The sequence below is a fragment of the Bacteroides sp. AN502(2024) genome (assembly GCF_041227145.1).
Classification (GTDB): domain Bacteria; phylum Bacteroidota; class Bacteroidia; order Bacteroidales; family Bacteroidaceae; genus Bacteroides.
The window spans coordinates 390,464-416,328 of sequence record NZ_JBGFSP010000003.1; the positions used below are offsets into that span (position 1 = coordinate 390,464).

Here is a 25,865-nt window from a genome sequence, read left to right on the forward strand (position 1 = left end):
ATCAATTAAAATGAAAAAGAGTTTAGGAAAATATATAACAGCTATTTGTTTTCTTATTTTGATAGGTGTAATCTCTTGTACGAGTGATGAGGAAATCACCAAAGACCCCGCATCCGAGGAATTGGTAACTGAAGCGAAGAAATTTTTAAACGGAAATATAGTTCTAAATACTCATGCCACTTTGAATGGTGTAAACAAAACGCTATTGAAAAGCGGTTGTCCTACCAAATTTAACTTTGAGTGGAGTGAAACAGATGATAACACATTTACCGTATCACTGCTCAATTTCACGGTGGGTAAAATGGGAATGATTATAAGTTTTAAATGCGATGTGCAGACCATGCAGTTGAATACTTGGGAGAAAGACGAATATAAAGGTTCGGGCTGGTTTAAATTCTATGGAGAGAATGGTTCCACATGGAGTGAAGATGAAGGAAAGAGTTCAAGCTCCAAAGGGAGTAACGTGAAAGGCTATTATAACGTGTACACGCACGAGATAAACTTCATTGTGGACTACAACATGATGAATGTCCGTTCCGAATGCTTCCTGCAGACCATCGACAAAGGACGTATAAACAATTATGAGGAAGAATTTGCTCAATTCGAGAAAGATTTGGCCAAATACAAAGAAGACCACGGTCTGTAGTTCATAGTGGAGAGGAGCGAATGAGACATAATGCAATAAAAATGTTGACGATCGGCTTGTTCCTGCTTCTATGCCTGCCCGTTACAGCACAGAAAATCAAGCTGACCATACAGGAAAAAGGGACGGAACAGTCAATGATTGCTGCGAACGTGGCAGTTGCGGACAACGAGAAGATGGAAAATCCGACTTATGCCATCACCGACATAGACGGTGTGGTGCTGATAAACCGCCCCAAGACGAGTAAATGCTACTACTGCATCACATCGACAGGATTCAAAACACTGACGGGCATACTGCCACCGGGAGAAAATGACGTGAAACTGTATATGGAGGAAGATGCGCTCGGTCTGGATGAGGTGGTAGTCACCGGGTCGAGGACCACCAGACCGGTCAAACTCTCGCCCGTAACCACGCAGGTATTGGGTGGAAAGGCACTGGTGGAAGCCGGTTACACCAACCTGCAACAGGCACTCCAGCAGGAAACTCCCGGTTTGAACATTCAAAAAGTGGGATTTGGCAACGAGATTTCCATGCAGGGTTTGGATGCCCGGCATGTGCTGTTTCTGATGGACGGCGAGCGTATGACAGGTGACATGGCGGGTAACTTGGACTACGAACGCTTTAACCTGCACGCCATCGACCGCATCGAAATCGTAAAAGGTGCAAGTTCCACCCTCTACGGAAGCCGTGCGGCGGGGGCGGTAATCAACCTGATAACCAAGAAGACGACCCAACCTCTTTCGATTGATGTGGGTGTACGTTACGGACAGATGAACGAGCGCAACTACAAGAACCCGCAGCCGAGCGACTTCCTGTACATGTTCGAGCAGAACGCTGACCGACCCAACTTGCAAAGCTGGGGGTCGGCAGGCTTCAAGAAGGGCAAAGTGACGTCACAAACAGACGTGTGGTACAGTGAGAGTGATGGTTTTTACATGTACCAAGCAGAAAACGACAAGAAGGTGTACACGCAGGAGGCCAATCCCTTCCTTCCCCATGACATTGCCATAGTGAACAGTGCGAAACGCCCTCCCATGGGCATTGAAGGAGCGGAACACGTATCAATCTCACAGAAAGTGTACTACGACCCGTTCAAGAACCTCTCCATACTGGTTTACGGTAGTGCGTTTTTCATGAACACCTACGACCTGATACAGGATATGACTTTCAGCCAATCACGCGACTGGACAGCGGGAGCCAAACTGACCTACCGAATGAAGGACTGGTTCAGTGTAACGGCGAGCATACACAACGACTTTTACGACCGTTTCAAAAGGCATGAGCGTATCGATACCCGCGATAAGGTATATGAGAGCCGTATCTTACAGCCACGGTTGACCATTACCAGCGATTATTTCGATGGACACAACCTGATATTCGGTGTGGAGCATATTACCGATGACCTGACCTCTGACCGTTTCGTAAACCGCCAAATGACCACCCGTTCATTGAAAGAAACGGAGTATTTCCTACAGGACGAGTGGACGCTCAACCCGCAGTGGATGGTGTCCGCCGGGCTACGCACCAATTTTTCCAAGGTGTTCGGCCTTATGGCGATGCCCAAGGTAGCGGCCAAATATTCGCCCAATGAACGGTGGGCTATCCGTGCCAACTACTCGATGGGCTACCGTTCACCCAGTATCAAGGAGCTGTTTTTCAATTGGGACCATTTGGGAATGTTCAAGATTATAGGAAATGAGAACTTGCAGCCGGAGAAAAACGACTATTTCTCGTTAGGTGCGGAATATAGTGATGACCGCCTTTTTATCTCCGGCACAGCTTACGGGAACTACTTCCGCGATAAGATAGAGGGTGTGTGGCGCATCTACGACATGCAATACAACTTTGAGTATGAGAATCTAAGCAAACAACGCCTATTGGGTGTGGAAATGATAGCCAAGTGGCGCATGTTTGATTTCTTGACATTGAACGGTACGTACAGTTACGTGGACGTGAGTAAGAACGAGGGCGTGCAGGTGAACACAACCTCGCCTCATGCAGCTACAGCCAGTCTGGACTATCGTTATAACCGCAAGAACTACCGCCTTGGCGTAGTGTTCAGCGCATCATACATGGGACGAAAGAGGTTCGACGTACAAGACCGTGTGTTCGTGGAAGAAGACAACAAGAGCTACGATGCCTACTTCCGTTGCGACCTGCCACAGTATGTGCTGTGCAACTTCTCGGTTTCTCAAACATTCTGGAACAAGGTGAAGCTTACCCTCGGCGTGGATAACATGTTCAACTACGTGCCGAAAACGCTGGGTTCGGGAATTACCATGTTTAATGTGCCCGCCACACCGGGATCGCGCGGTTGGGTGCAGTTAGAGTTCATACTGGACAATGTAATCAACTCATTAAAGAAGAAGAAACGATGAAGAAAGGAATATTACTCAATGCAACCATTCTGGTATTTGGGCTGTTGGCCTTTTCTTCCTGTGTGAAATATGACGCTTTGCCTTTTACTGGCAAAACGTTGCCCCGCAAGTCCGGTTATAGCACACGTGTAACAAATGACTGGTTGTACTTTAATTTGCGGACAGGGGAGATTTTCAATCTGGAAGGCCCGAACAAGGATATCACTGAAGGCGAGCAATACAACCGGACGGATTGGGATTTGGCTTTCTGTGGCTATGTGCTACGCACCAATAGCGGTACGAGCGGTATCGGGCAAAGCGGTGTCATCGATTTGGGCGATGGAGGCTATGAAAGCTGGACGAGCGTAGCTCAGCTTCCGTCCGATGTGGAATGGGTGGTGGACGATGACCAGAGTGTTTACGTCACTATGTCGAAGGATGATTGGAACAAATATCTGATAGAAAATAATTTGGATTTCGATTCTAATCCTTGGTTTGACCCCAACAACGGTCCTGCAAAGACCCTGACAAGCGCGAACCCACTTTTGGCTGAAGCAATAACTTTTGCCGGACCTCCGCCCGTGTATACCCCTTCATTTCATACTTACGTGATACGTACGGCTGACGGACAACGATACTTTAAGTTTCAGATAATAAGCTGGTACGATGCCAACATAAAGATAGGCGATGAAGGTGGAAGAATCAGTTACTATTGTGACGAACTGAAATGACAGGAAGAATGATGAAACTGCTTGTACGCTTGCTCCCACGTGTGAATCTACGGTCACGCTACACGCTGCCATGCTGGTTGTCTCGCTACTGACGGTGGTATTTTAGAAGAAATGTATCAAACGTTACATAAAAATGGAATAATGGAAAAAATGACTGACACAACGACAATAGGCAAGCAACGCCACTGGTGGAGGGCCATCGCTGCCTTCCTGATGGTGCTGTTCACCATGCCGCTGGGCCATGCCCTAATGATAATCATGGAGCACACCATGAGCGAGACCGCGCTGCACTACTCCGCTTTCGCGATGGGAGCCGTGGGCATGATAATGGTAATTATAGGCGTATTCGCCAAAGGTGACACGCAGCAAACGCTGTGGGGTTTCTTCGGTGGCCTGCTGTTCTGGACGGGCTGGGTGGAATTCCTCTTCATGTACTTCGCTAACCGCTTCGGCACGCAACCGGAACTCGATCCCGTGACGGACGAGATTGTTACTCGCCCCGAATATCTCATTCTGCCCGCCTCGTTCGGATTCTGGATGATGATAATGGTAATGTACCTCTTTAGCACGAAGAACGGCTGCAATTTCATCAACTGGTGGCAACAGCTACTGTTCCGTAGTAAGAAGAACGAGATAGCCGCCCGACCCATGACGCGCCACACCAGTATCGTTACCTTTATGGAACTGATGATGCTTCTGTGGAGTAGCTACCTACTCTTGATGTTCTGCTACGACGACGTATTCCTGGGTGAACACCATCCCGTGACGCTATTAGTAGGTGTAGGATGCTTTATCGGCTCATTTTTTATTTTTGCCAAACAGTTGCGCCTCTCCGCTTGGGGAGCCAACATCCGCATGGCGATTGCTACCGTTATTGTGTTCTGGACACCCATCGAGATTATGGGGCGCATGAACTTATTCAGCGAGATATGGGTGGACCCCATGGGGCACAAAACAGAGATGATTATCATTCTCGCGGCCTTTATCGCTTTGGCTGTCTATCTCTGGAACATGAGCTCCAAGAAAATCGAGAGACGGATGCAAAAGATGAGCATACCTCGTACCCACATAAGAAAAATCCACAATGACAAAAATAAATAGCCGGTCACTGAGGTAGTGATATTTCCGTGTCTTCCCATTTTCCACCATGCCACTCTACTACCGAAGTGAAGCCTGCTTTCTTCAAAGCAGCCAGAGCTTCGGGACGGGCATTATTAATCCTTTCCGGATAGTGAGCGTCACTATTAACCTGCACCCGGACACCTAATTCTTTCAAGAAAGTGAAATATCGTTCATTGGGATAGAATGTTCCCAGCTCATGATAAGCCTTGGTATTGATTTCTACGATATAGCCACGTTTGGCAATGGCCGTGAAGTATCCGCGAACCAATGTATCATACCACGGTTCGTCCAGTAGTCCCGGACGATAGCAAGAAGCATTATAATGCATCTTGTCCGCATGACCGACAATATCAAATCCTCCCAGTTCTACCATGCGAAGCAGATTCTTATAATAAAGGCGGACTACATAATCCAGGTCACCGTCAAAATGCTTGTCCACCAATTGACAAAAAGTATCTGCCGGAGTATCAATATCCACAATTTTCCCTTCCGGGGAATAGAGCATATGCACAGAACCTATCCGATAATCAAGCGGCAATTCCTGAAATCGGAAGAAAGCGGGATTGCTATCTTCGTTCAAGAAATCAATCTCAAGACCGACAGCAAGTTCTATTTTATCTGCAAACTTTTCTTTGAGACGGGCAAATTCGGAAAGATAATCTTCCATTCTGTCCCACTCCATCGTCCATGCAGTAGGGAATGGCAACGGGGCATGGGAAGAGATACCATAGGAAGTGAATCCTTTGCTGATAGCAAAACGGATAAAATCTTCCATATTGGCACGCCCGTCACAATACAGGCAGTGGCTATGATAATTGGTAAGGTTTGTCATACTGGGTTATGTTGTCCGGAATATATGATCATTATATGGTTAGTCAAGTAATATAATAGCTATATTTGTGCCACTTCGATGGCACAACTGTGCCAGTACGTTGGCACCACGATGCCACCGAAGTGGCACAACTGTGCCAACGTACTGGCACGACTCAGTCTTCTATTTCGCTAAGTTCCAACCAACGCATTGTTTTTTCGTCAATCAAGTCATTGACTTCAGGCAATCGTTTCGATTTCTCGGTCAGTTCATCAACGGAAAGCGTACCGCTGCAAAGAAGTTCTTCAATCTGTGCCTTTTCAGTTTCCAGGTCGGCAATATCCTTTTCCAGTTGTTCGAACTCACGTTTTTCCTTGAAACTCATTTTCCGCTTATCGTTCAGGCGGACGCGGGCGGTCTTTTCCTCCTGCAGCTTCTCTGCCTCTTTCTCCTTTTGCGCTTTCGCCTCCTTCCAGTCGCGGTAATCGCTATAATTGCCGGGGAAGTCGCGGATATCGCCCTGTCCGTTGAATACCATCAGGTGATCTACTACCTTATCCATAAAGTAACGGTCGTGCGAGACGACAATCACACAACCTTTGAAGCTCTGAAGATATTCCTCAAGCACATTCAATGTGATAATATCAAGGTCGTTGGTAGGCTCATCCAGCACGAGGAAGTTAGGGTTACGCATCAGGATAGTGCACAAGTAAAGACGCCGGCGCTCTCCCCCACTCAACTTATAGACATAACTATGCTGCGTTTCGGGAGTAAACAAGAAATGCTGCAAAAATTGCGAAGCAGTCAGTTTCTTTCCATTCCCCAGTTCGATGACTTCAGCAATATCCTGCACTACATCGATGACCTTCATTTGTTCATCAAACTGAAGACCCTCCTGCGAATAATAACCGAAACGAACCGTCTCGCCGATATCCACCGTACCGCTATCCGGTTGCACTTCCCCCATAAGTATCTTGATAAATGTAGACTTCCCCGTTCCGTTGTTACCTACGATCCCCATCTTCTCGTAGCGGGCAAAGACATAAGAGAAATCATCCAAAATCTTCAAGTCACCGAAACTCTTATAAAGATGATCGGCTTCAAATATCTTACTGCCAATATAGGAGGCTTTTACTTCCAGCTTTACATGATCATTGCGGATATGTTGCTTCGCCACCTTTTCAAGCTCATAAAAAGCATTTTCCCGGTAACGGGCTTTATGTCCGCGTGCCTGCGGCATCCGGCGCATCCAATCAAGTTCGGTACGATAGAGGTTATTGGCACGTTCTATCTCCACACTTTTTGCGTCGATGCGTTCCTGACGTTTTTCGAGGTAATAACTATAATTCCCTTTATATTGATAAAGTTGGCGGTTGTCTATTTCGATAATCTCCGAGCAAACGCGATCGAGGAAATAACGGTCGTGCGTCACCATAAGCAGGCTGAGATTGGTACGGCGGAGATAGTCTTCGAGCCATTCGGTCATATCCAGATCGAGGTGGTTGGTAGGCTCATCAAGGATGAGCAGATCCGGTTCGGTAATCAAGGCGTTTGCCAAAGCGACACGTTTCAGCTGCCCGCCGGAAAGTTGTTTCACCTGCTGGTCGAAGTTACGGATTTTGAGTTGTGAAAGAATTTGTTTGGCTTTTTGTTCATATTCCCATGCCTTTTCCTGATCCATACGTACCAAGAGATCTGCCAGTCCCGGATGCCCTTCCGTCTCCATGCAACGTTCGTACTCTTTTATGAGTTCTACAGTGCTGTTGCCGTGATGGAAACAGGCTTCGAGTACGGTCAGCTCTTCGGGATATTGCGGGTCCTGCTCCAGATAATCGACACGGAGGTCGCGACGAAAAACAATATTGCCGCTATCATACCCTTCCTTTCCGGCAATGATATTCAGTAAGGTCGTTTTTCCGCTACCGTTCTTTGCTATCAGTCCCACACGCTGGCTTTCGGCAATGCCAAAAGATATATTCTCAAAAAGAACCAAGTCGCCGAAGGACTTGGTCAGGTTATCTATCTGTAAATAAGGTACTGCCATTTTAATCCAAACACTTCTTGTATTCTTCTATTACATTACAAGGCTCTCCGGCCTTTATTTTGCTCCATGAGAGTTTCATCGGGTCCATGATCCGGTTGCAATATTGAATGACAGGCGCTTCACGGTTGCCGTCAATCAATGTCTTCCACTCCATGCCGTCCACTTCGTTAGCAAGAATCGAACAGACCGTGATACCGACAGCCAGCCATTCCTCTTCTTCTTCGCACCTATCTTGCCGCTGTCAATCACTTGCTGGAGTTTCTCCAAATCTTCCTCTATGCCCTGAAAATCTTTTTTCAGTTCCTGCTTCACGGTAGACACTACCCATTCGTACCCTTCATTAATCAAATAGATTTCAGAAAGACGGATCGGAATCAGTTCAGCAGGATACTTCTTTCCTTCTTTGCGTATCTCCAAAGTAGCGATTACCTCTTCCGCCTCCTTCACAGCTCCACCTTTAGGCACGGTAAAGGAACATTCGAAAGCCATATCATCAGCACCTGTAATCCACAAATGGGAAGTATAATAAGTCCCCTCCTCCTGAAACATTTCTTTGCTATACGCACATTCCCACGCTCCGACTTGCACCAATGAAGCCGAATCGTTCTCTTTCAGTTCCTGCCGGATAGCGTCTTTACCATAACCGGCTTTCCCTTTAAATGCAGATATACGAAAATTCCCCGTCCATACATCGGGATTATAGAAAAGAAAAGAGCCTTCGCCATCTTCAAACTCGTTCCAGTCCGACGGATAACTCATAGAAAACCATGCTCCGGGAGAGATAAATTTCTTGCCTTTCATTCTTTTTCATTCAATGATTACTTGGCAAAAGTACGAATTAAATACGAATTTCATTTACCTATCGGCTGTATTTTCCTGCGCACCTCTTTAGAAATCTCCAGAAACATATAGTTCAACTTTCCGGAATGGATACCTTCTTCATTCTCCTTATACTTTTTATTGGCATACTGCTTTGATTTCTCGAAAGTCAGCAATGACATTTCATTCTGCGATTTGCCTACCATCGTAGAGTCCAGCTGTTCATCCGGAAAAAAATCATCCAGATCGATGTCACCAATCATGGTTGTTTCCAGAAAATTCTTGTCCGTGTGCGAATTGTCCGTATAATACCCCACAAACATATGCCCCGGTGTACGTACCAAGATCGGATCGATATTGATGGCACGGAGCAAGGAAGCGAACAGTACGCTACCATCCACACAATTAATCTGTGAAGATTCCAGCGCATCATCAAACGTACGGACACGCTGGGAGAAAACGACATTGCTCGAAAGGCTCGTATTGGAAACGGAGCTATAACGAAATTTACGTTTCTGCAAGATATTCCATAGGGCATACACCTGCTTGTCCACCGCACCTTTCGCCTTACTTTGATAACCGAGGAAGCGGTTGACGATGCGAGTATTCAGCGCCTCGCGAAGCAACCGGTCGATCATCGGATTCTCTTCATTGACATAAGCCGCAAAGAAAATGCTGGTATCATGGAATTGGGTCCCGTCAGCCACATACCCCAACAAACATTCATTGATGCTACGCACGGAAAAAGTACGTACCCGCTGTCCCCAATCTTTTCCGTTCATTTCCACCGTGACGACTACACTTACCGGTTCCGCCTGCGCCTCATTCTTCAAGGCTTCATAATTCCAGATGATATCAGGATAAATCGTATACTCCGTCCGGGGCTTGTTTAGCACAAATTCCGATACCGACCGGGAGAAAAAAGGCGTTTCGGCCACTTCAATCCGCACACGGCTATAGGCCGTCTTCGATTTCACCCGAATGGCAATGCACGACTTCGGATTTCCCAAATAAGTCGAATCCGACGGAACAATCACTTGTGCATCAGTAGTGGCAACAGACAGAATCGCCGAAGGGAATATATTCCCTCCCAAGTCGTCTACAATCTCAAAGCCGGAATTAAACGAAGTATATTTAAATACAGATATGCCGCCAAAAAGGAGGAGTACTACCACAGAGCCTATTATTTCGCGCCGATGTCTTTTCAAATCTAATTTTATCATTATTTGCAATTACTATAATCAAACATTTCCATTGTTTCTCGCTAACAAAGATAACAAATAGCAAACGTTTTTTCCTTTTACAATCAGCAAAAACTTTCATATTCCACATCCTCCTCCTCTATTTCCGGAATGTAACATGATTGTAACATCTGTTTCATCTGCCCGTAACAAAGTCTCCTCATCTTTGCCAAGGATAAAATAAAAAACGTAACTTTGTCATATCATCTTAATACATATATCTTATGAACGATTACCGTATTCTAGTTGTCGACGATGAAGAAGATCTCTGCGAGATTCTGAAATTCAATCTTGAGAACGAAGGTTATGAGGTGGATACTGCAAACTCTGCCGAAGAAGCAATGAAGATGGAGATCAGCAGCTACCATTTAATTCTCCTCGATGTGATGATGGGAGAAATCTCCGGATTCAGAATGGCGAACATGCTGAAAAAAGATAAAAAGACAGCCCAAGTGCCTATTATCTTCATTACAGCAAAAGATACCGAAAATGATACCGTGACCGGATTCAACCTCGGTGCGGACGATTACATCTCGAAACCGTTCTCCCTGCGTGAAGTCATTGCTCGTGTGAAAGCGGTGTTGAGACGAACGGCGACAACGGAAACGGGAAAAGCCCTCGAACGCCTTACTTACCAGTCGCTCGTCATTGACATCACCAAGAAGAAGGTCAGTATCGACGGTGAAGAGGTGTCATTGACCAAAAAAGAATTTGAGATACTGCTTCTGCTGGTACAGAATAAGGGACGCGTGTTCTCACGTGAAGATATTCTATCCCACATCTGGAGTGATGAGGTGTACGTGCTCGACCGTACCATCGACGTAAACATCACCCGTCTGCGTAAAAAGATGGGGGTATACGGCAAATGCATCGTCACCCGTCTCGGATACGGATACTGTTTTGAAGCTGAATAAATAATGATGCCGAATTAAATAGTTAGTATGAACCTGCCTGTAACTCAAAAGCATTTTCTTTCTTTCAGCCGGAAGCTTTTCCTTTCGGTTATCTCACTGTTTCTGGTATTTGCCATTTGTTTCATAGCCTACCAGTATCAACGCGAACGGGAATATAAGATAGAACTGCTGAATACAAAACTGCAAGATTACAACAGCAGGTTCTACGAACAGCTGGATGAACAACCCATTGACCGTGAAAAGATCAACGGATATGTCAACAACCATATCCTGAAGGATTTACGCGTAACCCTTATCGACCTGGAAGGGAATGTCGTTTACGACAGTTACCCGAAGCATAACAGACAGATAGAAAACCATCAGAACCGACCGGAAGTACAAAAAGCAATAAAGCAGGGCAACGGATATGACGTACGCCGTACTTCCGAAACAACCGGACTCCCCTATTTCTATTCGGCCACCCGTTATAAAGATTATATCGTGCGCTCGGCTTTGCCCTACAACGTCAGCCTCATCCACAACCTGCAAGCAGATCCTCATTATCTATGGTTTACCATCATCGTGACATCACTGCTAATGATTATCTTCTACAAATTCACCAACAAACTGGGGACTTCCATCAACCAGCTCCGTGAATTTGCCATGCGTGCCGACCGGAACAAACCCATCGAAATGGCCATGCAATCGGCTTTCCCGCACAATGAACTGGGGGAAATCTCCCAACATATCATTCAAATCTACAAACGGCTGCACGAAACCAAAGAGGCACTCTATATCGAACGTGAAAAACTGATTACCCACCTTCAGATCTCGCACGAAGGACTGGGAATATTCACAAAAGACAAGAAAGAAATTCTTGTCAACAACCTCTTTACCCAATACAGCAACCTGATCTCGGATTCGAATCTGGAAACGACAGAAGAAGTCTTTGCCATCAGTGAACTGAAAGAGATTATTCATTTCATCAATGAGAACCAGCAAAAACGTTCGAGAGGAAAAGGCGAGAAACGTATGTCGGTCACCATCAACAAAAACGGACGGACATTCATCGTAGAATGTATCATCTTCCAGGATGCCAGTTTTGAAATCTCCATCAATGACGTCACTCAGGAAGAAGAACAAGTAAGGCTCAAACGCCAACTGACCCAGAATATCGCCCATGAACTGAAAACTCCAGTCAGCAGCATTCAGGGGTATCTGGAAACCATTGTCAGCAATGAAAACATCCCACGTGAGAAGATCAACGTATTCCTCGAACGTTGTTACGCACAAAGCAACCGCCTGAGCCGGCTGCTACGCGACATCTCCGTACTCACCCGCATGGACGAAGCCGCCAACATGATCGACATGGAACAAGTGGACATCAGCGTACTGGTGGAAAACATGATCAACGAAGTGTCACTGGAGCTGGACGAAAAGCATATAACAGTAGTCAACTCCCTGAAAAAGAGCATACCGATCAAAGGCAATTACTCACTGCTCTATTCCATCTTCCGCAACCTGACGGACAATGCCATTGCATACGCCGGAACCCATATTCAAATAAAGATCAACTGCTTCCGCGAAGATGAGAATTTCTACTACTTCAGCTTTGCCGACACAGGTGTAGGCGTATCTCCCGAACATCTGAACCGCCTCTTCGAACGCTTCTACCGAGTAGACAAAGGCCGTTCACGCAAACTGGGCGGAACTGGGTTGGGACTGGCTATCGTGAAGAACGCCGTCATCATTCACGGCGGCAACATCTCCGCCAAAAACAATCAGAATGGCGGATTGGAATTTGTATTTACGTTGGCAAAGGAGAAATAAGGAGTAATCCTCCCCTGACGAATTCGCATCAGTTGTCCAAGCTCTCACTAACACACCTCGGCTTCCGAAACCGAAAATGAAAGAAAGACCACTCTGCCTACTTCCTTCAAAAAGGAATATTAAAACACACGAGGATACAATAGATCGGGTCACCGTTCGGAAGATTCACTAAATGCGCACCATTTTCCTTCAGCGGAATCCTATATTTTACATTTTAGAACGTTTTTCTTTCAGCATAGAAGTAAATCGTCACCATACGGTTCTTTTTGGAAGACAAACCATCGGTATACACTCTTTTTGCCATTTTCCTTTTATCATCCGGCGAAGACCAACCAGCTCCCCAAAGTCCCTTTTTATGCCTTTACAGCTTTCTCATCGGGAAACCAACGCTCTATCGGTGAGAAACAGAGGCTTTATGATGGATAAACCAACGCTCTATCTGCAAGAAATAGAGGCTTTATTTACTCTCTAAAATGCATATTTCCTGCTAAAACATACAGAACAAACCGGTATTTCTGCATATTCTTGCATTTACCGATGCGATTTGCTTCCGGTTTAATCATATTGAAGTATTCTTTTCCGACGGGAATCTTAAAAACAGAACATACTCCTCTTTCCCAATCATCCTTTATCAGACTTCCCCTATTCACCATTTGAAACTCAGGCAACTGAAATCAAGATGTTTTTTTGGATAAATATAAAAAGAAAGTTATCTTTGTCTTCCATACATGTATACTTCCATGCACATACATAAGTTAAACGAAATACAGCAAGTCATGAAAACAAATATGAATATCCTAGTTATTGGGTGCATCCTTCTTCTTTGTGCCTGTAAAAGTGGAAACGCTTCCAATCACTGTAAAAATGAAGTTCCCCGAGATACCATTACCACCTTCGCCCTGCCCGCCATCCCCGCCATGATGACAGCTCCGGAGCAACGTGCAGAGTTTCTCGTAAAACACTATTGGGATCATGTAAACTTCGCCGACACCAATTACATCCACCATCCCGAAATAACCGAACAAGCCTGGGTGGACTATTGTGACATACTGAATCACGTCCCGTTGAAAACCGCACAAGAAGCCATGCGGAAAACAATCGAGCAGACAAACGCAGACAAAAAGGTATTCACCTACATCACCGATCTGGCCGATAAATATCTCTACGATCCCAACTCGCCCATGCGTAACGAAGAATTCTACATCCCCGTATTAGACGCCATGTTAGCTTCTCCCCTACTGGAGGAAATAGAAAAAGTACGCCCCAAAGCCCGCCGGGAGTTAGCTCAGAAAAACCGCATCGGCACCAAAGCCCTGAACTTCAACTACACACTTGCCTCCGGTGCCCAAGGCTCTCTCTACCAACAGCAAACGGACTACATCCTACTATTCATCAATAACCCCGGTTGCCATGCTTGTACAGAAACGATAGACGCCCTGAAAAACGCCCCTATCATCCACCGACTCGTGGAACAAAAGAGACTAACCGTCCTCTCCATCTACCCCGACGAAGAGCTTGACGAATGGCGCAAACATCTGAACGAATTTCCTAAAGAATGGATCAACGGATACGATAAGAGATTCGCCATCAAGGAACAACAATTATACGACTTGAAAGCCATCCCTACCCTCTACCTTTTAAATAAGGAAAAAACCGTACTCCTAAAAGACGCTCCGGCACGAGCCATCGAAGAATACCTACTGATGAGAAGCGAACTATAAATAAGAAAACAAGTTCTTTTCCTTTCGTCTTGATACGAAAGAAAAAGAACACTCTCCCCCTTGCAAAAGCGAAATAAACTCCCTATCTTTGCAGCGCATTGGTTTGCTCCTCCCGTGCGGATGGAGCAATTAAAAGGGAATCAGGTGCAAGTCCTGAACAGTCCCGCTGCTGTAAGTTCCATCTATGTTACAAGCAACTCACTCATTGCCACTGGGTACAAATCCGGGAAGGCGTTTGTAACAGGAACAAGTCAGAAGACCTACCATGCAACTATGTTTCACTGCTTTCGAGGAAAAAGCGTTGAGTCTAATGAACCGGACAATCCGTCTATCATTTCATTCATCACTCTGCTTCAGAGAAAGTGTGTTAAAAGAATAAACTCTGCCAAGTTTATTTATGCGTGTCCGGCCGAAGGGATTTCGCCCGGACACTTTTCAATAGCAACAGACCGAGAAAGAAATCGATGAAAAAGAGAACATTCAATAAAGTGATCTTTGCAGCATTCGGCTGCCAGCTCCTGTCCGTACCACTTTTCGCACAACAGCAGAAAGTAGATACGGCACACACATATTCCATTCCCGAAATAACCGTATCAGACATCTACCAGACCCGTGAGACACGATCAACCGCCCCCTTACAAACCTTCTCCCGAGAAGCCCTGAAAAACCTGCATGCCCTGCAAGTCTCCGATGCAGTGAAACACTTTGCAGGAGTGACCGTAAAAGACTACGGAGGTATCGGCGGACTGAAAACCGTATCCATACGTAGCCTGGGCGCACAGCATACCGCCGTAGGTTATGACGGCATTACCGTAACCGACTGCCAAACCGGACAAATCGACATCGGACGTTTCTCGCTCGACAACGTAGACCGTCTTTCTCTGAACAACGGACAAAGCGATAACATCTTCCAACCTGCCCGCTTCTTCGCGTCAGCAGGCATATTGAACATACAGACACTCACGCCACGGTTCACTAAAGGGGAAAAGACCCATATATCCGGAGCTTTCAAGTCCGGCTCCTGGGGATTAATCAACCCCTCCGTTCTACTGGAACAACAGTTCAATAAGAGATGGAGCATGTCAGCCAATGGCGAATGGATGTCATCAGACGGACAGTATCCATACACCCTGCACTACGGAAACAGGGAAGGCGACCTGACATCACGGGAGAAGCGGAAGAACACCGATGTGCAAACCCTTCGTGCCGAAGCAGGACTCTACGGCAACTTCTCCGACAAAGAGCAATGGCGGTTGAAAGCTTATTACTTTCAATCCTCCCGGGGACTGCCCAAAGCCACCACTTTCTACAACGACCATTCTACCCAACACCTATGGGATAAAAACGCATTCGTACAAAGCCAATACAAGAAAGAATTCAGCCGGCAATGGGTATTCCAGACTTCCGCCAAGTGGAACTGGAGCTATCAGCGTTACCTGGACCCCGACACCCAAAACTCTTTAGGGAAAACGGAGAACAGTTATTACCAACAGGAATATTATCTTTCCGCATCGGTATTATACAGATTATTGAACAATCTTTCATTTTCCCTTTCAACGGATGGGAGTATCAACACAATGGATACTAATCTTACCCATTTTGCGCAACCCACCCGCTATTCATGGCTGACGGCTCTTGCCGGGAAATACGTGAATGACTGGCTGACAATCTCCGCATCCGCATTGGCAACCGTTATCAACGAAGATGTCAAAGAAGGTGGCAGCGCGGGCAGTCACCGCAAATTGACCCCTTATGTAAGCGCCACATTCAAGCTGTTCCGTAACGAAGAGTTTCGCATCCGTATCTTCTATAAAGACATCTTCCGCCTACCCAGCTTCAATGACTTGTATTATCAGGAAGTGGGAAACACCAAACTCAAACCTGAAAATGCAAAGCAATATAATATCGGTCTGACATATAGCAAGAATGTATGTACATTCATTCCTTATCTTTCGGCAACCGTTGATGCATACTATAACAAAGTGACGGATAAAATCATCGCTTATCCTACCAAGAACCTTGCGATATGGAGCATGAGAAATTTGGGAAGTGTAGACATTAAAGGTATCGACGTCACCGGAAACTTATCTCTTCAGCCTTGGGAGAAAATCCGTATCAACCTCTCCGGCAATTATACGTATCAACGGGCATTGGATGTCACCAGCCCTGATTTGAGTCAGGATAAATCGACTTACAAGCATCAGATAGCCTACACTCCCCGCGTCTCCGCTTCGGGACAGGCAGGTATCGAGACACCATGGTTCAATCTGTCTTACTCATTCCTATTTTCAGGAAAGCGCTACGCGTTGGGACAAAACATTGCCGAAAACAGGTTGGATAGTTATAGCGACCACAGTATTTCGGCCAGCCGCGACTTTCAGATAAAGAGAGTCACCACCTCTTTCAGCGTGGAAGTACTGAACCTGATGGACAAGAATTACGAAATCGTGAAATACTTTCCAATGCCGGGACGATCTGTAAGAGCGACACTAAAGATTAGGTATTAAATATTAAAAAGTAGGATATGGTCGTGAAAAGGAAATTAGTATATATATTCTGGTGCTGGCTGTCATTGATAACCTTATCCGTGGCTTGTGATGATATGGAGGATAAACCCTTCACGTCGGGTATTATAGGCGATCCGGAAGAGACGGGTACCGCCGAATTATATGTATTATGCGAAGGACTGTTCAATCAGAACAATAGTTCTTTGGCACGTTTCTCTTTCGGCAATCAGCAAATGGTTCGAGATTACTTCCAGACCGTCAACCACCGGGGATTAGGAGATACAGCCAACGACATGGCTATGTATGGAAGTAAGATATATGTTATAGTCAATATCTCCAGTACGGTAGAAGTGATAGACTTCCGCACGGGAACCTCATTGAAACAGATTCAGATGCAGGCAGAAAACGGAAGTTCCCGCCAACCGCGCTATATCGCTTTTCATAAAGAAAAGGCATACGTATGTTCCTATGACGGAACCGTTGCGCGTATAGACACTACTTCCCTTGCCATAGAAGCCATCACCTCAGTGGGACGCAACCCCGACGGCATTTGTGTACAAAACGAGAAATTATATATTTCCAATTCCGGCGGATTGGATCATTCATCAGGGCTGGGTGTAGATCATACAGTGTCTGTTGTCGACATTACCACATTCAAAGAAATCCATCAAATAACAGTCGGCCCGAATCCCGGTAAAATTGTTGCGGGTCCGGATGAAACTGTCTATGTAGTTACCCGAGGTGAAGATGTAGAAACCGGAGACTATGATTTTATCAAGATAGATTGCCGGACGAACAAGGTCACTCATTCTAACGAGAAAGCGCAAAACTTCGCCATCGACGGAGACATAGCCTATCTATACAATTACAACTATACCACACAGACTTCTTCTATCAAGATGTTCAATCTGAAAACAGAAGAGACAATCCGTGAGAATTTCATAACCGATGGAACTGTGATAAAGACACCTTACGGTATCAGCATCAACCCTTACAGCAACAATGTATATATCACCGAAGCACGCGATTACACCACTTACGGCGACTTACTTTGTTTCAACCAACAAGGACAACTCATATTCCGCCTGAACAATATCGGGCTGAACCCGAATACAATTGTATTCAGCGATAAGGCTTCACAAAGCAACATGGATGGTAACACCGAAGCGACTGAAAACTCATTGGCTTTCGCCAATAAGGTATGGGAATACCGCCCTGCTCCCGGACAGTTTATCAATACGAGTACGTCGGCTTATGAAAATGGATTTACTACCGCACAAGTTTTAGATCGTGCCACAGAAAAGCTAAAGAAAAAATCAGTTATCTCATTAGGCGGATTCGGTGGAACAATAACAGTAGGATTCCCTCAACCAATCCCTAATATCGAAGGGGAATATGATTTCAAGATATGGGGAAATGCCACTTACAACAAGAATACTGGAACGGGAGCACTCGGTGGAAGCGCTGAACCGGGAATAGTATTAGTCTCGAAAGATATAAACAATAATGGGATGCCTGACGATGAATGGTATGAGTTGGCTGGTAGTGAGTACGGAAAAGATACAGAAATACGTAATTACGAAATCACCTATTATCGCCCCCAACCGGTCAATGGTGATGTCCGCTGGAAAGATAATCTAGGAAAAGAGGGATTCGTCAAACGTAACACATTCCATCAACAAGATTCTTATTATCCGAACTGGATAGAAGAAAATGAAATAACTTTCCATGGGACACGTCTAAAAGACAATGCCGTAGAAGAAGATAATGTCTGGGTAGGCTATTGTTATCCTTGGGGATATGCAGATAATCATCCCAACAAAACCGGATACTGTCAATTTAAAATAGACTGGGCAGTAGACCCAAACGGACAACCTGTGTTATTAGACAAAATAGACTTCGTTAGAATCTATACTGCCGTCAACCAAGATACAGGTTGGACAGGAGAAATATCTACCGAAGTTGTCACTGTAGAGAACTTACATTACGAAAAATAATCAAACAATTAATAATTAAAATTAGAGCAAAAACATGAAAAAGTTATCTTTATTCTTATTAGTGTCTGTGTTCGCTTTTTGCGGATGTAGTGATGATGACGAAACAAAAGGAGGTGATGAAAAAAAAGAGATTGTCGTTAGCCTCGAGAATCTATTAACTGAAGCAGAAACACTTTATTTAGGGGATATAGAGAACCCTGCAGAAAGTTGGGAACTGGGAAATACTCCTTATTATTTAACTTATTTACAGGATAATACAAAGGTATTTGAGTTTGACTGTGTATCATCTTCATATGGATTTGGCATGGATGCTTTCGGTTTTACTAATCTCACATCCGGAAACTACAGTGCTGTCCCTAAAAAAGGCGTAAAGAACAATACGTATATTATTGTAGGATCTTCTGGCTATAAAATTGGCGCTAATAACGACAAAGAAGCTGCCATACGCTTCAAAGACAACAATCATTCCAATAATCTAAAAGCGTATCAAGTAAAAGGCTTATTTATAACTAATTGTATATATGCCTATAATAGTATGAAAGAAGGAACTGACTATTTTCATGAACATGGTGAAGAAGATAAATTCGATAGCAATGATTCATTCAAGGTAATTATTTACAATATAGATAAAACAAAAAAAGTAGAATACTACTTAGCACAAGGAACTAATCTAGTAGATGAATGGAAGTGGGTAAATCTCACCTCTTTAGGAAAAACTGAAGGATTAAAATTTGAATTACAGACAACTAAGAATAACGATTGGGGTGCAATGACTCCGACCTATTTCTGTCTTGACGGGATTACTCTGATCGAAGAATAAAGACTCGTAAACATCGCAGATACACATATATAAGTTTTTATTCTTTTTCCTTGAGAATCATAATTAGAACAATGAGTGGTTTTATTGTTCTGATATACAGATTTTCAGCAGGATTAGAAAACTAATAGGGATATTCTCAAAATAGAAGACAGCTACTTCATTGCGAAGGGTATTCAGTAAATGTCCCTAAAGAGACGGTGAATAATAGAGGAGACTTGCCACTGATTATTCATCGTTTCTTAGTTTACATACCCGCAGGCTCTTCGGATTGCACTGTCATTTTAGATTCAATTTTATTCTAATTCAGTTCAGTTGAGCGTCCACGTCAATACAAAGTCCGGATGGATACGATAACCGACTACATAGAGCTTTTGCTGTCCCGTCACAAACTCCTGAACTTGGAACATTCCTTCTTCCTGAGGTACAAAATACGTCAGACGAAGCTTGCGGAGATCAGCGTCGGCATCTTCCATACGTTTAAAAACCGCCTCCTTGGCAGACCAATGCAATAACAGCCCCCAAGTCACGTCACCCAGATAAGCCTCCGCTTGTTCGTCAGGGCGGACATAACGGCCGGACACCCGATGAACCCGTTGACCATATTGCTCGATATCAATACCCACAGAAGTCTGAGAGCTAAGTATCACAGCCACATATCCTTTGGTATGAGAAATACTGATAAAGAAAGAATGATCGGTGAGATAAGGTTTTCCCTCGGAAGAATAACCGATTTCCTTATCCTCCCGCAACATGGAATATAACAGAACACGAACAGACAACCATTCCATCTTACGACGTTCGGAGACAAAGCTGTTCAGCTCCTGTTTGCAGGATATTCTTCGCGCATCGGGCAGAAGAGCCAATAATACCTCCAACGGCTCTTCTATCTTCCAAACAGCCCATTGTATATTATTCGTCTTATGTTGTAGGAATAATGCCATCTTCCACATCCTTCGGCAGAATCGTAAACTTAACTTTCAATATACGGCGGCTATCCATCTCCAATACTTCAAACTCGTAATTGTGATAAGTCACTTTCTCGTGCAATGCCGGAAATTCACCTTTAATCTCAAGCAACATACCCGCCAATGTATCCGCATCTCCCACCATCTTTTCAAATTCATCTTCGTCTACTTTCGCTATTTTATAGAAATCCGTCAACTGCGTCTTTGCTTCAAATATCCAGGTATGGTCATTCAACACAACGTATGTACGTTCTTCATCATCGTATTCATCGTGAATCTCACCTACAATCTCTTCGATAATATCCTCCATCGTTACCAGTCCGGAAGTTCCTCCAAACTCATCTACAACGATGGCTATATGAATCTTATTCGCCTGAAAGTCACGCAGCAAATCATCAATCATCTTCGTTTCCGGCACAAAATAAGCCGGACGGATCAATGACTGCCAACGGAAATTATCCCCCTTGCTGACATGAGGCAGAAGATCTTTAATATACAGCACTCCCTTGATATTATCCCGCGAACCGGAATAGATAGGAATACGCGAATAAGCATTTTCAATGATACATTGCATCACCTCCTTGAAAGAGGTACGGATATCCAAATCGACCATATCCAAGCGTGATGTCATCACCTCCTTCACGGTTTCCCCACCGAAACGGATAATTCCCTCCAAAATATTGTTCTCTTCAGAAAGCTCCGCCTTATCCGTCAGTTCCAGTGCATGAGACAGTTCATCAACGGAAATATTATGGTTCTTCTTAGCAAAATGCTTGTTTAGGAAAGTTGTCGAACGCACAAGCACAGTAGCTATCGGACGGAATACCTTCTCCAGGAAATAAATTCCCGGTGCCGAAAAACGGCAAAAGGCTAATGTTTTCTGTGCCGAATAGATCTTTGGCATAATTTCACCGAACAACAACAGCAGGAAAGTCAGGATGACAGTCAGTATCAGGAACTCTGCCAACGGAGAATGAAAGACAAACACATTCATAAAGAAGAAGTTGCAGAGCATGATAATGGTCACATTCACAAAATTGTTCGTAATCAGTATTGTTGCCAGCAAACGTTCTGAATCCTGCAACAAGGCACTTATTTTTTCATCGGAAGGATGATTGTGTTCATCAATATCATTCCGGTCGGAAGGAGTAAGTGAGAAAAAAGCTATTTCAGAGGCCGAAGCAAAGCCGGAAGCAAGCAGGAGTACACCTGCCAGTACTATGGCAATAATAGCAGAAATAGAAGGAGTGTTTACGGTAATACCGTTGAAAATGTCAGCCAATTGGCTTAAATAACCATCTGAGTCCAAAGAGTCTATATTTTAGTTAAACAAAAGATAACGTGCCAATGAGCTAGAAAAACGATTGGCACACTATCACATTATTTAGAACGGCAAATCATCTGCCGGATTATCTTGTACGAGTTGTGCCTGCGACTGCTGTGTTTGTTGTGACTGACCGGCAACCGGTTGTTGTTGCTGTCCCGCAGGCTGTCCGGAAACAGAAGCTCCCGCACCCGGATTAGCTCCTTTCGGAGACAGCATTTCCATATTATCCACATAAATTTCAGTGATATAACGCATAGCACCCGATTGGTCACTGTAAGAACGCGTCCTTATCTTCCCTTCCAGATACAATTTGTCACCTTTGTGCACATATTTATCTACAATCTCCGCCAAACGGTTAGATGTAACGATATTATGCCACTCTGTTCTTTCAGGAATCTGGGTTCCATTAGCCAACGTATATCCACGATCCGTCGTAGCCAATGGGAAAGTTGCCACTGCGGAACCTGTATCGAAGTATTTCACCCGAGGATCTTGTCCTACGTTTCCTATCAATATCACTCTATTTACTGACATACCTGTATCAAGTTTATGATTCTTAAAATTAAATCTGCTGCCAAAATTAAACAGAATAACAATAGGATGCAAGAATTTTTAAGTATTAAAACTTAATACTTGACATTTAGTGCTTGCAACAGAGTTTGCACCAGCCTTGAAGTAGCGTACTGTTCCAGTTCCTCTACTTTTATTTTCTGGAAATCACCGAAAGAAGTCAAATGATCAGAGATTGTTACTTCATACAGATTAGCATAAATCACCCGGTGAGACAACACATGCTTCACGTCCCTGCAAACAGAACGCACCACCGGTACTTCCCCCGATGCAAAGAATGCACGGAATTCCGGCAAAGCAAGAAACTCTTCCTCCGAAAGAGCCGTCGGAGTTTCTATCAATGGCAATTCGAACAAATTCTTCCAAATATCATTTCCTGTCCGTTTATTAATAAAGGTATACGCGCCCGCACGTACATAAATATAATTGAAGTAGCGGTTAGTGGTTTTTGTTTTGTGCTGTTTCACCGGAAGCTTTGTCACCAACCCCTTCGAAAGTGCCGAGCAACCGCCTGCCAACGGACAGAACAAACAGTTGGGCGACTGCGGAGTACACTGAATTGCTCCGAAATCCATTATCCCCTGATTATAAACAGCCGGATGCTTCTTATCCAACATCTCATCTGCCAATGCTGCAAAAAGTTTCTTTCCCTCCGTCGAATCAATCGGAGTATCTATACCGAAATAACGCGAAAGCACCCGATACACATTACCGTCTACCACCGCATAAGGCATGCCGTAAGCAAACGAACAGATAGCCGCCGCCGTGTATTCCCCCACTCCTTTCAGAGCCAGCACTTCCGGATATGTTTTCGGAAAAACACCATTCATGCTTTTGGCAGCGGCATGAAGATTACGGGCACGCGAATAATACCCCAATCCCTGCCAATATTTCATCACCTCATCCTCATCCGCTGAAGCTAAAGTCTGCACATCGGGAAAACGTTTGATAAAGCGAAGAAAATAATCATACCCCTGCGCCACCCGCGTCTGTTGAAGAATAATCTCCGAAATCCAGATCAAATACGGATCAGCTGACTCTCTCCATGGCAATTCACGTTTATTCTCTCCATACCATTCTACAATCTTTTTCGTAAACTCATTCATACAATGCATTATCTAACATTTATTCTGTATATCCTACTCAAAAGGCACACAAAAATAACACTTTTAGCTCTAAGAAACCCCTATGCCACTATTTTTTTAGAAAAATGTGTAGAATATATTTTTTTGGGAGCTTAAAAAGCTATATATTTGCAATCCAAAAAATTAGCAATAACATAGTAATAATATTTTTTTTAAGGAAAAATGACTAAAGCAGATATTGTAAACGAAATTACAAAGAAAACTGGTATTGACAAGCAGACAGTTCTTACAACAGTTGAAGCATTTATGAATGCAGTAAAAGATTCGCTGTCTAACGATGAGAATGTATACCTGCGTGGGTTTGGAAGTTTCGTAGTAAAGAAAAGAGCACAGAAGACTGCTCGTAACATTTCTAAAAACACTACGATCATTATTCCGGAACACAACATTCCGGCTTTCAAACCGGCTAAGACATTTACAATTTCAGTAAAGAAATAATAAACAAGAGTATTAACCCATAAAATGTGAAGCTATGCCAAGCGGAAAAAAGAAAAAAAGACATAAAATGTCTACGCACAAGCGTAAAAAAAGACTAAGAAAGAACAGACATAAAAGCAAAAAATAATTTTTAAGTCTGGATCACACAGAAATTAAAGAACAAACTTGTGAAGCCAATGTCTTTCAAGTTTGTTCTTTGTTTAAGTAGCTAACCCCAGAATGAACATTTTGTAAAAAAAGTTGTTCATATAAATGAGATTCAATCAATAATAAGGAAACAAACAGTGACAAGTGAACTAGTAGTTGACGTACAGCCCAAAGAGGTCTCCATCGCCCTTCTCGAAGATAAGAGTCTGGTGGAACTTCAAAGCGAAGGAAGAAATATTTCTTTTTCTGTGGGCAACATGTATTTGGGACGTATCAAGAAATTGATGCCGGGACTAAATGCATGCTTTGTAGACGTTGGTTACGAGAAAGACGCTTTCCTTCATTATCTAGACTTGGGTCCTCAATTTAACTCACTCGAAAAGTTTGTAAAGCAGACTTTAAGCGACAAAAAAAAGCTGACCTCCATCAGCAAAGCAACCCTACTTCCCGACCTTGACAAGGATGGAACTGTATCCAACACACTCAAAGTAGGACAAGAAGTAGTGGTGCAAATCGTTAAGGAACCTATCTCCACTAAGGGACCACGACTGACGTCCGAAATTTCGTTTGCCGGACGCTATCTCGTACTGATTCCTTTCAATGATAAGGTTTCTGTTTCACAAAAAATTAAATCGAGCGAAGAACGCGCCCGCCTAAAACAACTGCTGATGAGTATCAAGCCGAAGAACTTCGGTGTCATTGTCCGCACAGTAGCCGAAGGCAAACGTGTAGCCGAACTCGACGGAGAGCTTAAAGTCCTGATTAAGCATTGGGAAGATGCGATGGTAAAAGTACAGAAAGCCACCAAGTACCCGACGTTGATTTATGAAGAAACCAGCCGCGCCGTGGGTTTGTTGCGCGACCTCTTCAACCCATCTTTTGAGAACATTCACGTCAACGATGAGGCTGTGTACAATGAAATTAAAGACTATGTATCGCTGATTGCGCCCGACCGGGCCAATATCGTGAAACTGTACAAAGGCCAACTTCCCATTTACGACAATTTCAGTATCACCAAGCAGATTAAATCTTCGTTTGGTAAAACAGTCTCTTACAAGAGTGGTGCCTATCTGATTATTGAGCACACTGAGGCGCTTCACGTAGTAGACGTGAACAGCGGTAACCGCACCAAGAATGCCAACGGGCAGGAAGGTAACGCACTCGAAGTAAATCTGGGAGCCGCCGACGAGCTGGCTCGCCAACTGCGATTAAGAGATATGGGTGGTATCATTGTCGTCGATTTCATCGATATGAATGAAGCCGAAAACCGTCAGAAGCTTTATGAACGAATGTGTGCCAATATGCAGAAAGACAGGGCACGGCATAATATTCTGCCGCTTAGCAAATTCGGCCTAATGCAGATTACACGCCAACGTGTACGTCCGGCAATGGACATCAACACGACCGAAATCTGTCCTACTTGCTTCGGCAAAGGCACCATCAAATCGTCCATTCTTTTTACGGACACATTGGAGAGTAAAATTGATTACCTGGTCAACAAACTGAAGGTTAAGAAATTCTCGTTACACGTCCATCCGTATGTTGCCGCCTACATTAATCAGGGGATCGTTTCCCTGAAACGGAAGTGGCAAATGAAATATGGATTCGGTATTAAAATTATTCCAAGTCAGAAACTCGCATTCCTGCAATATGTGTTCTATGATACACATGGAGAAGAAATCGATATGAAGGAAGAAATAGAAATCAAATAGACAGAAAAGGCGGCTCGTTAGG

19 protein-coding genes, 1 pseudogene and 1 riboswitch are annotated in these 25,865 nt (G+C 44.2%); of the genes and pseudogenes, 12 read left to right on the top strand and 8 right to left on the bottom strand.

Annotated features, from left to right (window positions below; translation table 11 throughout):
• The first annotated feature begins 10 nt into the window (after positions 1 to 10).
• From AB9N12_RS01655 to AB9N12_RS01670, 4 genes are all read left to right on the top strand, one after another.
• A complete protein-coding gene (locus tag AB9N12_RS01655; RefSeq protein WP_369889200.1) occupies positions 11 to 646 on the top strand; it encodes a DUF4903 family protein in 636 nt (211 codons plus the stop codon).
• A 41-nt stretch (positions 647 to 687) separates the two neighbouring features.
• Positions 688 to 3,024 carry a TonB-dependent receptor domain-containing protein gene (locus AB9N12_RS01660; RefSeq protein ID WP_369892782.1) on the top strand — a complete coding sequence of 779 codons (2,337 nt, stop codon included), beginning with the start codon at positions 688 to 690 and terminating at the stop codon, positions 3,022 to 3,024.
• Entirely contained in the window at positions 3,021 to 3,734 is a 714-nt protein-coding gene (locus tag AB9N12_RS01665) for an HmuY family protein (protein WP_369889201.1), read from the top strand. Before AB9N12_RS01660 ends, AB9N12_RS01665 begins: the two co-directional genes overlap by 4 nt.
• 141 nt (positions 3,735 to 3,875) lie before the next feature.
• Positions 3,876 to 4,835, top strand: coding sequence for a hypothetical protein (locus AB9N12_RS01670; protein ID WP_369889202.1), 960 nt, complete (start codon positions 3,876 to 3,878; stop codon positions 4,833 to 4,835).
• 4 nt (positions 4,836 to 4,839) lie between these two features.
• Here AB9N12_RS01670 and AB9N12_RS01675 read toward each other — a convergent pair whose 3' ends face one another.
• The 4 genes and pseudogenes from AB9N12_RS01675 to AB9N12_RS01690 all read right to left on the bottom strand — a co-directional run bounded on the left by AB9N12_RS01675 (position 4,840) and on the right by AB9N12_RS01690 (position 9,753).
• Positions 4,840 to 5,688, bottom strand: coding sequence for a histidinol-phosphatase (locus AB9N12_RS01675; RefSeq protein ID WP_369889203.1), 849 nt, complete (start codon positions 5,686 to 5,688; stop codon positions 4,840 to 4,842).
• A gap of 154 nt (positions 5,689 to 5,842) precedes the next feature.
• Positions 5,843 to 7,711: an ABC-F family ATP-binding cassette domain-containing protein gene (locus AB9N12_RS01680; protein ID WP_369889204.1), complete on the bottom strand. Its 1,869-nt coding sequence runs from the start codon at positions 7,709 to 7,711 to the stop codon at positions 5,843 to 5,845.
• 1 nt (position 7,712) lies between these two features.
• Positions 7,713 to 8,512 (bottom strand): annotated as a pseudogene (locus tag AB9N12_RS01685) (DUF3805 domain-containing protein).
• Positions 8,513 to 8,562: 50 nt separating this feature from the next.
• On the bottom strand, positions 8,563 to 9,753 hold the full coding sequence (locus AB9N12_RS01690) for a hypothetical protein (protein ID WP_369889205.1): 1,191 nt from the start codon (positions 9,751 to 9,753) through the stop codon (positions 8,563 to 8,565).
• A 242-nt stretch (positions 9,754 to 9,995) separates the two neighbouring features.
• Between AB9N12_RS01690 and AB9N12_RS01695 the strand changes: the two genes are divergently transcribed.
• The 6 genes from AB9N12_RS01695 (at position 9,996) to AB9N12_RS01720 (ending at position 19,539) form a co-directional block, all read left to right on the top strand.
• Complete coding sequence (locus AB9N12_RS01695) at positions 9,996 to 10,685, top strand: response regulator transcription factor (protein WP_369889206.1); 690 nt, start codon at positions 9,996 to 9,998, stop codon at positions 10,683 to 10,685.
• Between the two features lie 27 nt (positions 10,686 to 10,712).
• Complete coding sequence (locus AB9N12_RS01700) at positions 10,713 to 12,494, top strand: sensor histidine kinase (protein ID WP_369889207.1); 1,782 nt, start codon at positions 10,713 to 10,715, stop codon at positions 12,492 to 12,494.
• A 776-nt stretch (positions 12,495 to 13,270) separates the two neighbouring features.
• Positions 13,271 to 14,215: a DUF5106 domain-containing protein gene (locus AB9N12_RS01705; protein WP_369889208.1), complete on the top strand. Its 945-nt coding sequence runs from the start codon at positions 13,271 to 13,273 to the stop codon at positions 14,213 to 14,215.
• Positions 14,216 to 14,297: 82 nt separating this feature from the next.
• Positions 14,298 to 14,498, top strand: a riboswitch (cobalamin riboswitch).
• Between the two features lie 181 nt (positions 14,499 to 14,679).
• Positions 14,680 to 16,722, top strand: coding sequence for a TonB-dependent receptor plug domain-containing protein (locus AB9N12_RS01710; protein ID WP_369889209.1), 2,043 nt, complete (start codon positions 14,680 to 14,682; stop codon positions 16,720 to 16,722).
• A gap of 17 nt (positions 16,723 to 16,739) precedes the next feature.
• On the top strand, positions 16,740 to 18,719 hold the full coding sequence (locus AB9N12_RS01715) for a YncE family protein (protein ID WP_369889210.1): 1,980 nt from the start codon (positions 16,740 to 16,742) through the stop codon (positions 18,717 to 18,719).
• Between the two features lie 34 nt (positions 18,720 to 18,753).
• Positions 18,754 to 19,539, top strand: a complete 786-nt coding sequence (locus AB9N12_RS01720; RefSeq protein ID WP_369889211.1) for a DUF4465 domain-containing protein — start codon at positions 18,754 to 18,756, stop codon at positions 19,537 to 19,539.
• A 308-nt stretch (positions 19,540 to 19,847) separates the two neighbouring features.
• Here AB9N12_RS01720 and AB9N12_RS01725 read toward each other — a convergent pair whose 3' ends face one another.
• From AB9N12_RS01725 to mutY, 4 genes are all read right to left on the bottom strand, one after another.
• Entirely contained in the window at positions 19,848 to 20,480 is a 633-nt protein-coding gene (locus tag AB9N12_RS01725) for a 4'-phosphopantetheinyl transferase superfamily protein (RefSeq protein ID WP_369889212.1), read from the bottom strand.
• The gene (locus AB9N12_RS01730; RefSeq protein ID WP_369889213.1) at positions 20,458 to 21,813 is read right to left on the bottom strand and encodes a gliding motility-associated protein GldE; all 1,356 of its coding nucleotides are present in this window, start codon (positions 21,811 to 21,813) and stop codon (positions 20,458 to 20,460) included. The genes AB9N12_RS01725 and AB9N12_RS01730 overlap by 23 nt, the downstream gene beginning before the upstream one ends.
• A 75-nt stretch (positions 21,814 to 21,888) precedes the next feature.
• Entirely contained in the window at positions 21,889 to 22,365 is a 477-nt protein-coding gene (locus AB9N12_RS01735) for a single-stranded DNA-binding protein (RefSeq protein ID WP_369889214.1), read from the bottom strand.
• A gap of 92 nt (positions 22,366 to 22,457) precedes the next feature.
• On the bottom strand, positions 22,458 to 23,507 hold the full coding sequence (gene mutY / locus AB9N12_RS01740; protein ID WP_369889215.1) for an A/G-specific adenine glycosylase: 1,050 nt from the start codon (positions 23,505 to 23,507) through the stop codon (positions 22,458 to 22,460).
• Between the two features lie 201 nt (positions 23,508 to 23,708).
• On the opposite strand from mutY, the gene AB9N12_RS01745 reads away from it, so the two are divergent.
• Positions 23,709 to 23,984, top strand: a complete 276-nt coding sequence (locus AB9N12_RS01745; RefSeq protein ID WP_369889216.1) for an HU family DNA-binding protein — start codon at positions 23,709 to 23,711, stop codon at positions 23,982 to 23,984.
• A 284-nt stretch (positions 23,985 to 24,268) separates the two neighbouring features.
• Positions 24,269 to 25,843, top strand: coding sequence for a ribonuclease E/G (locus AB9N12_RS01750; protein WP_369889217.1), 1,575 nt, complete (start codon positions 24,269 to 24,271; stop codon positions 25,841 to 25,843).
• The last annotated feature ends 22 nt before the right edge of the window (positions 25,844 to 25,865 follow it).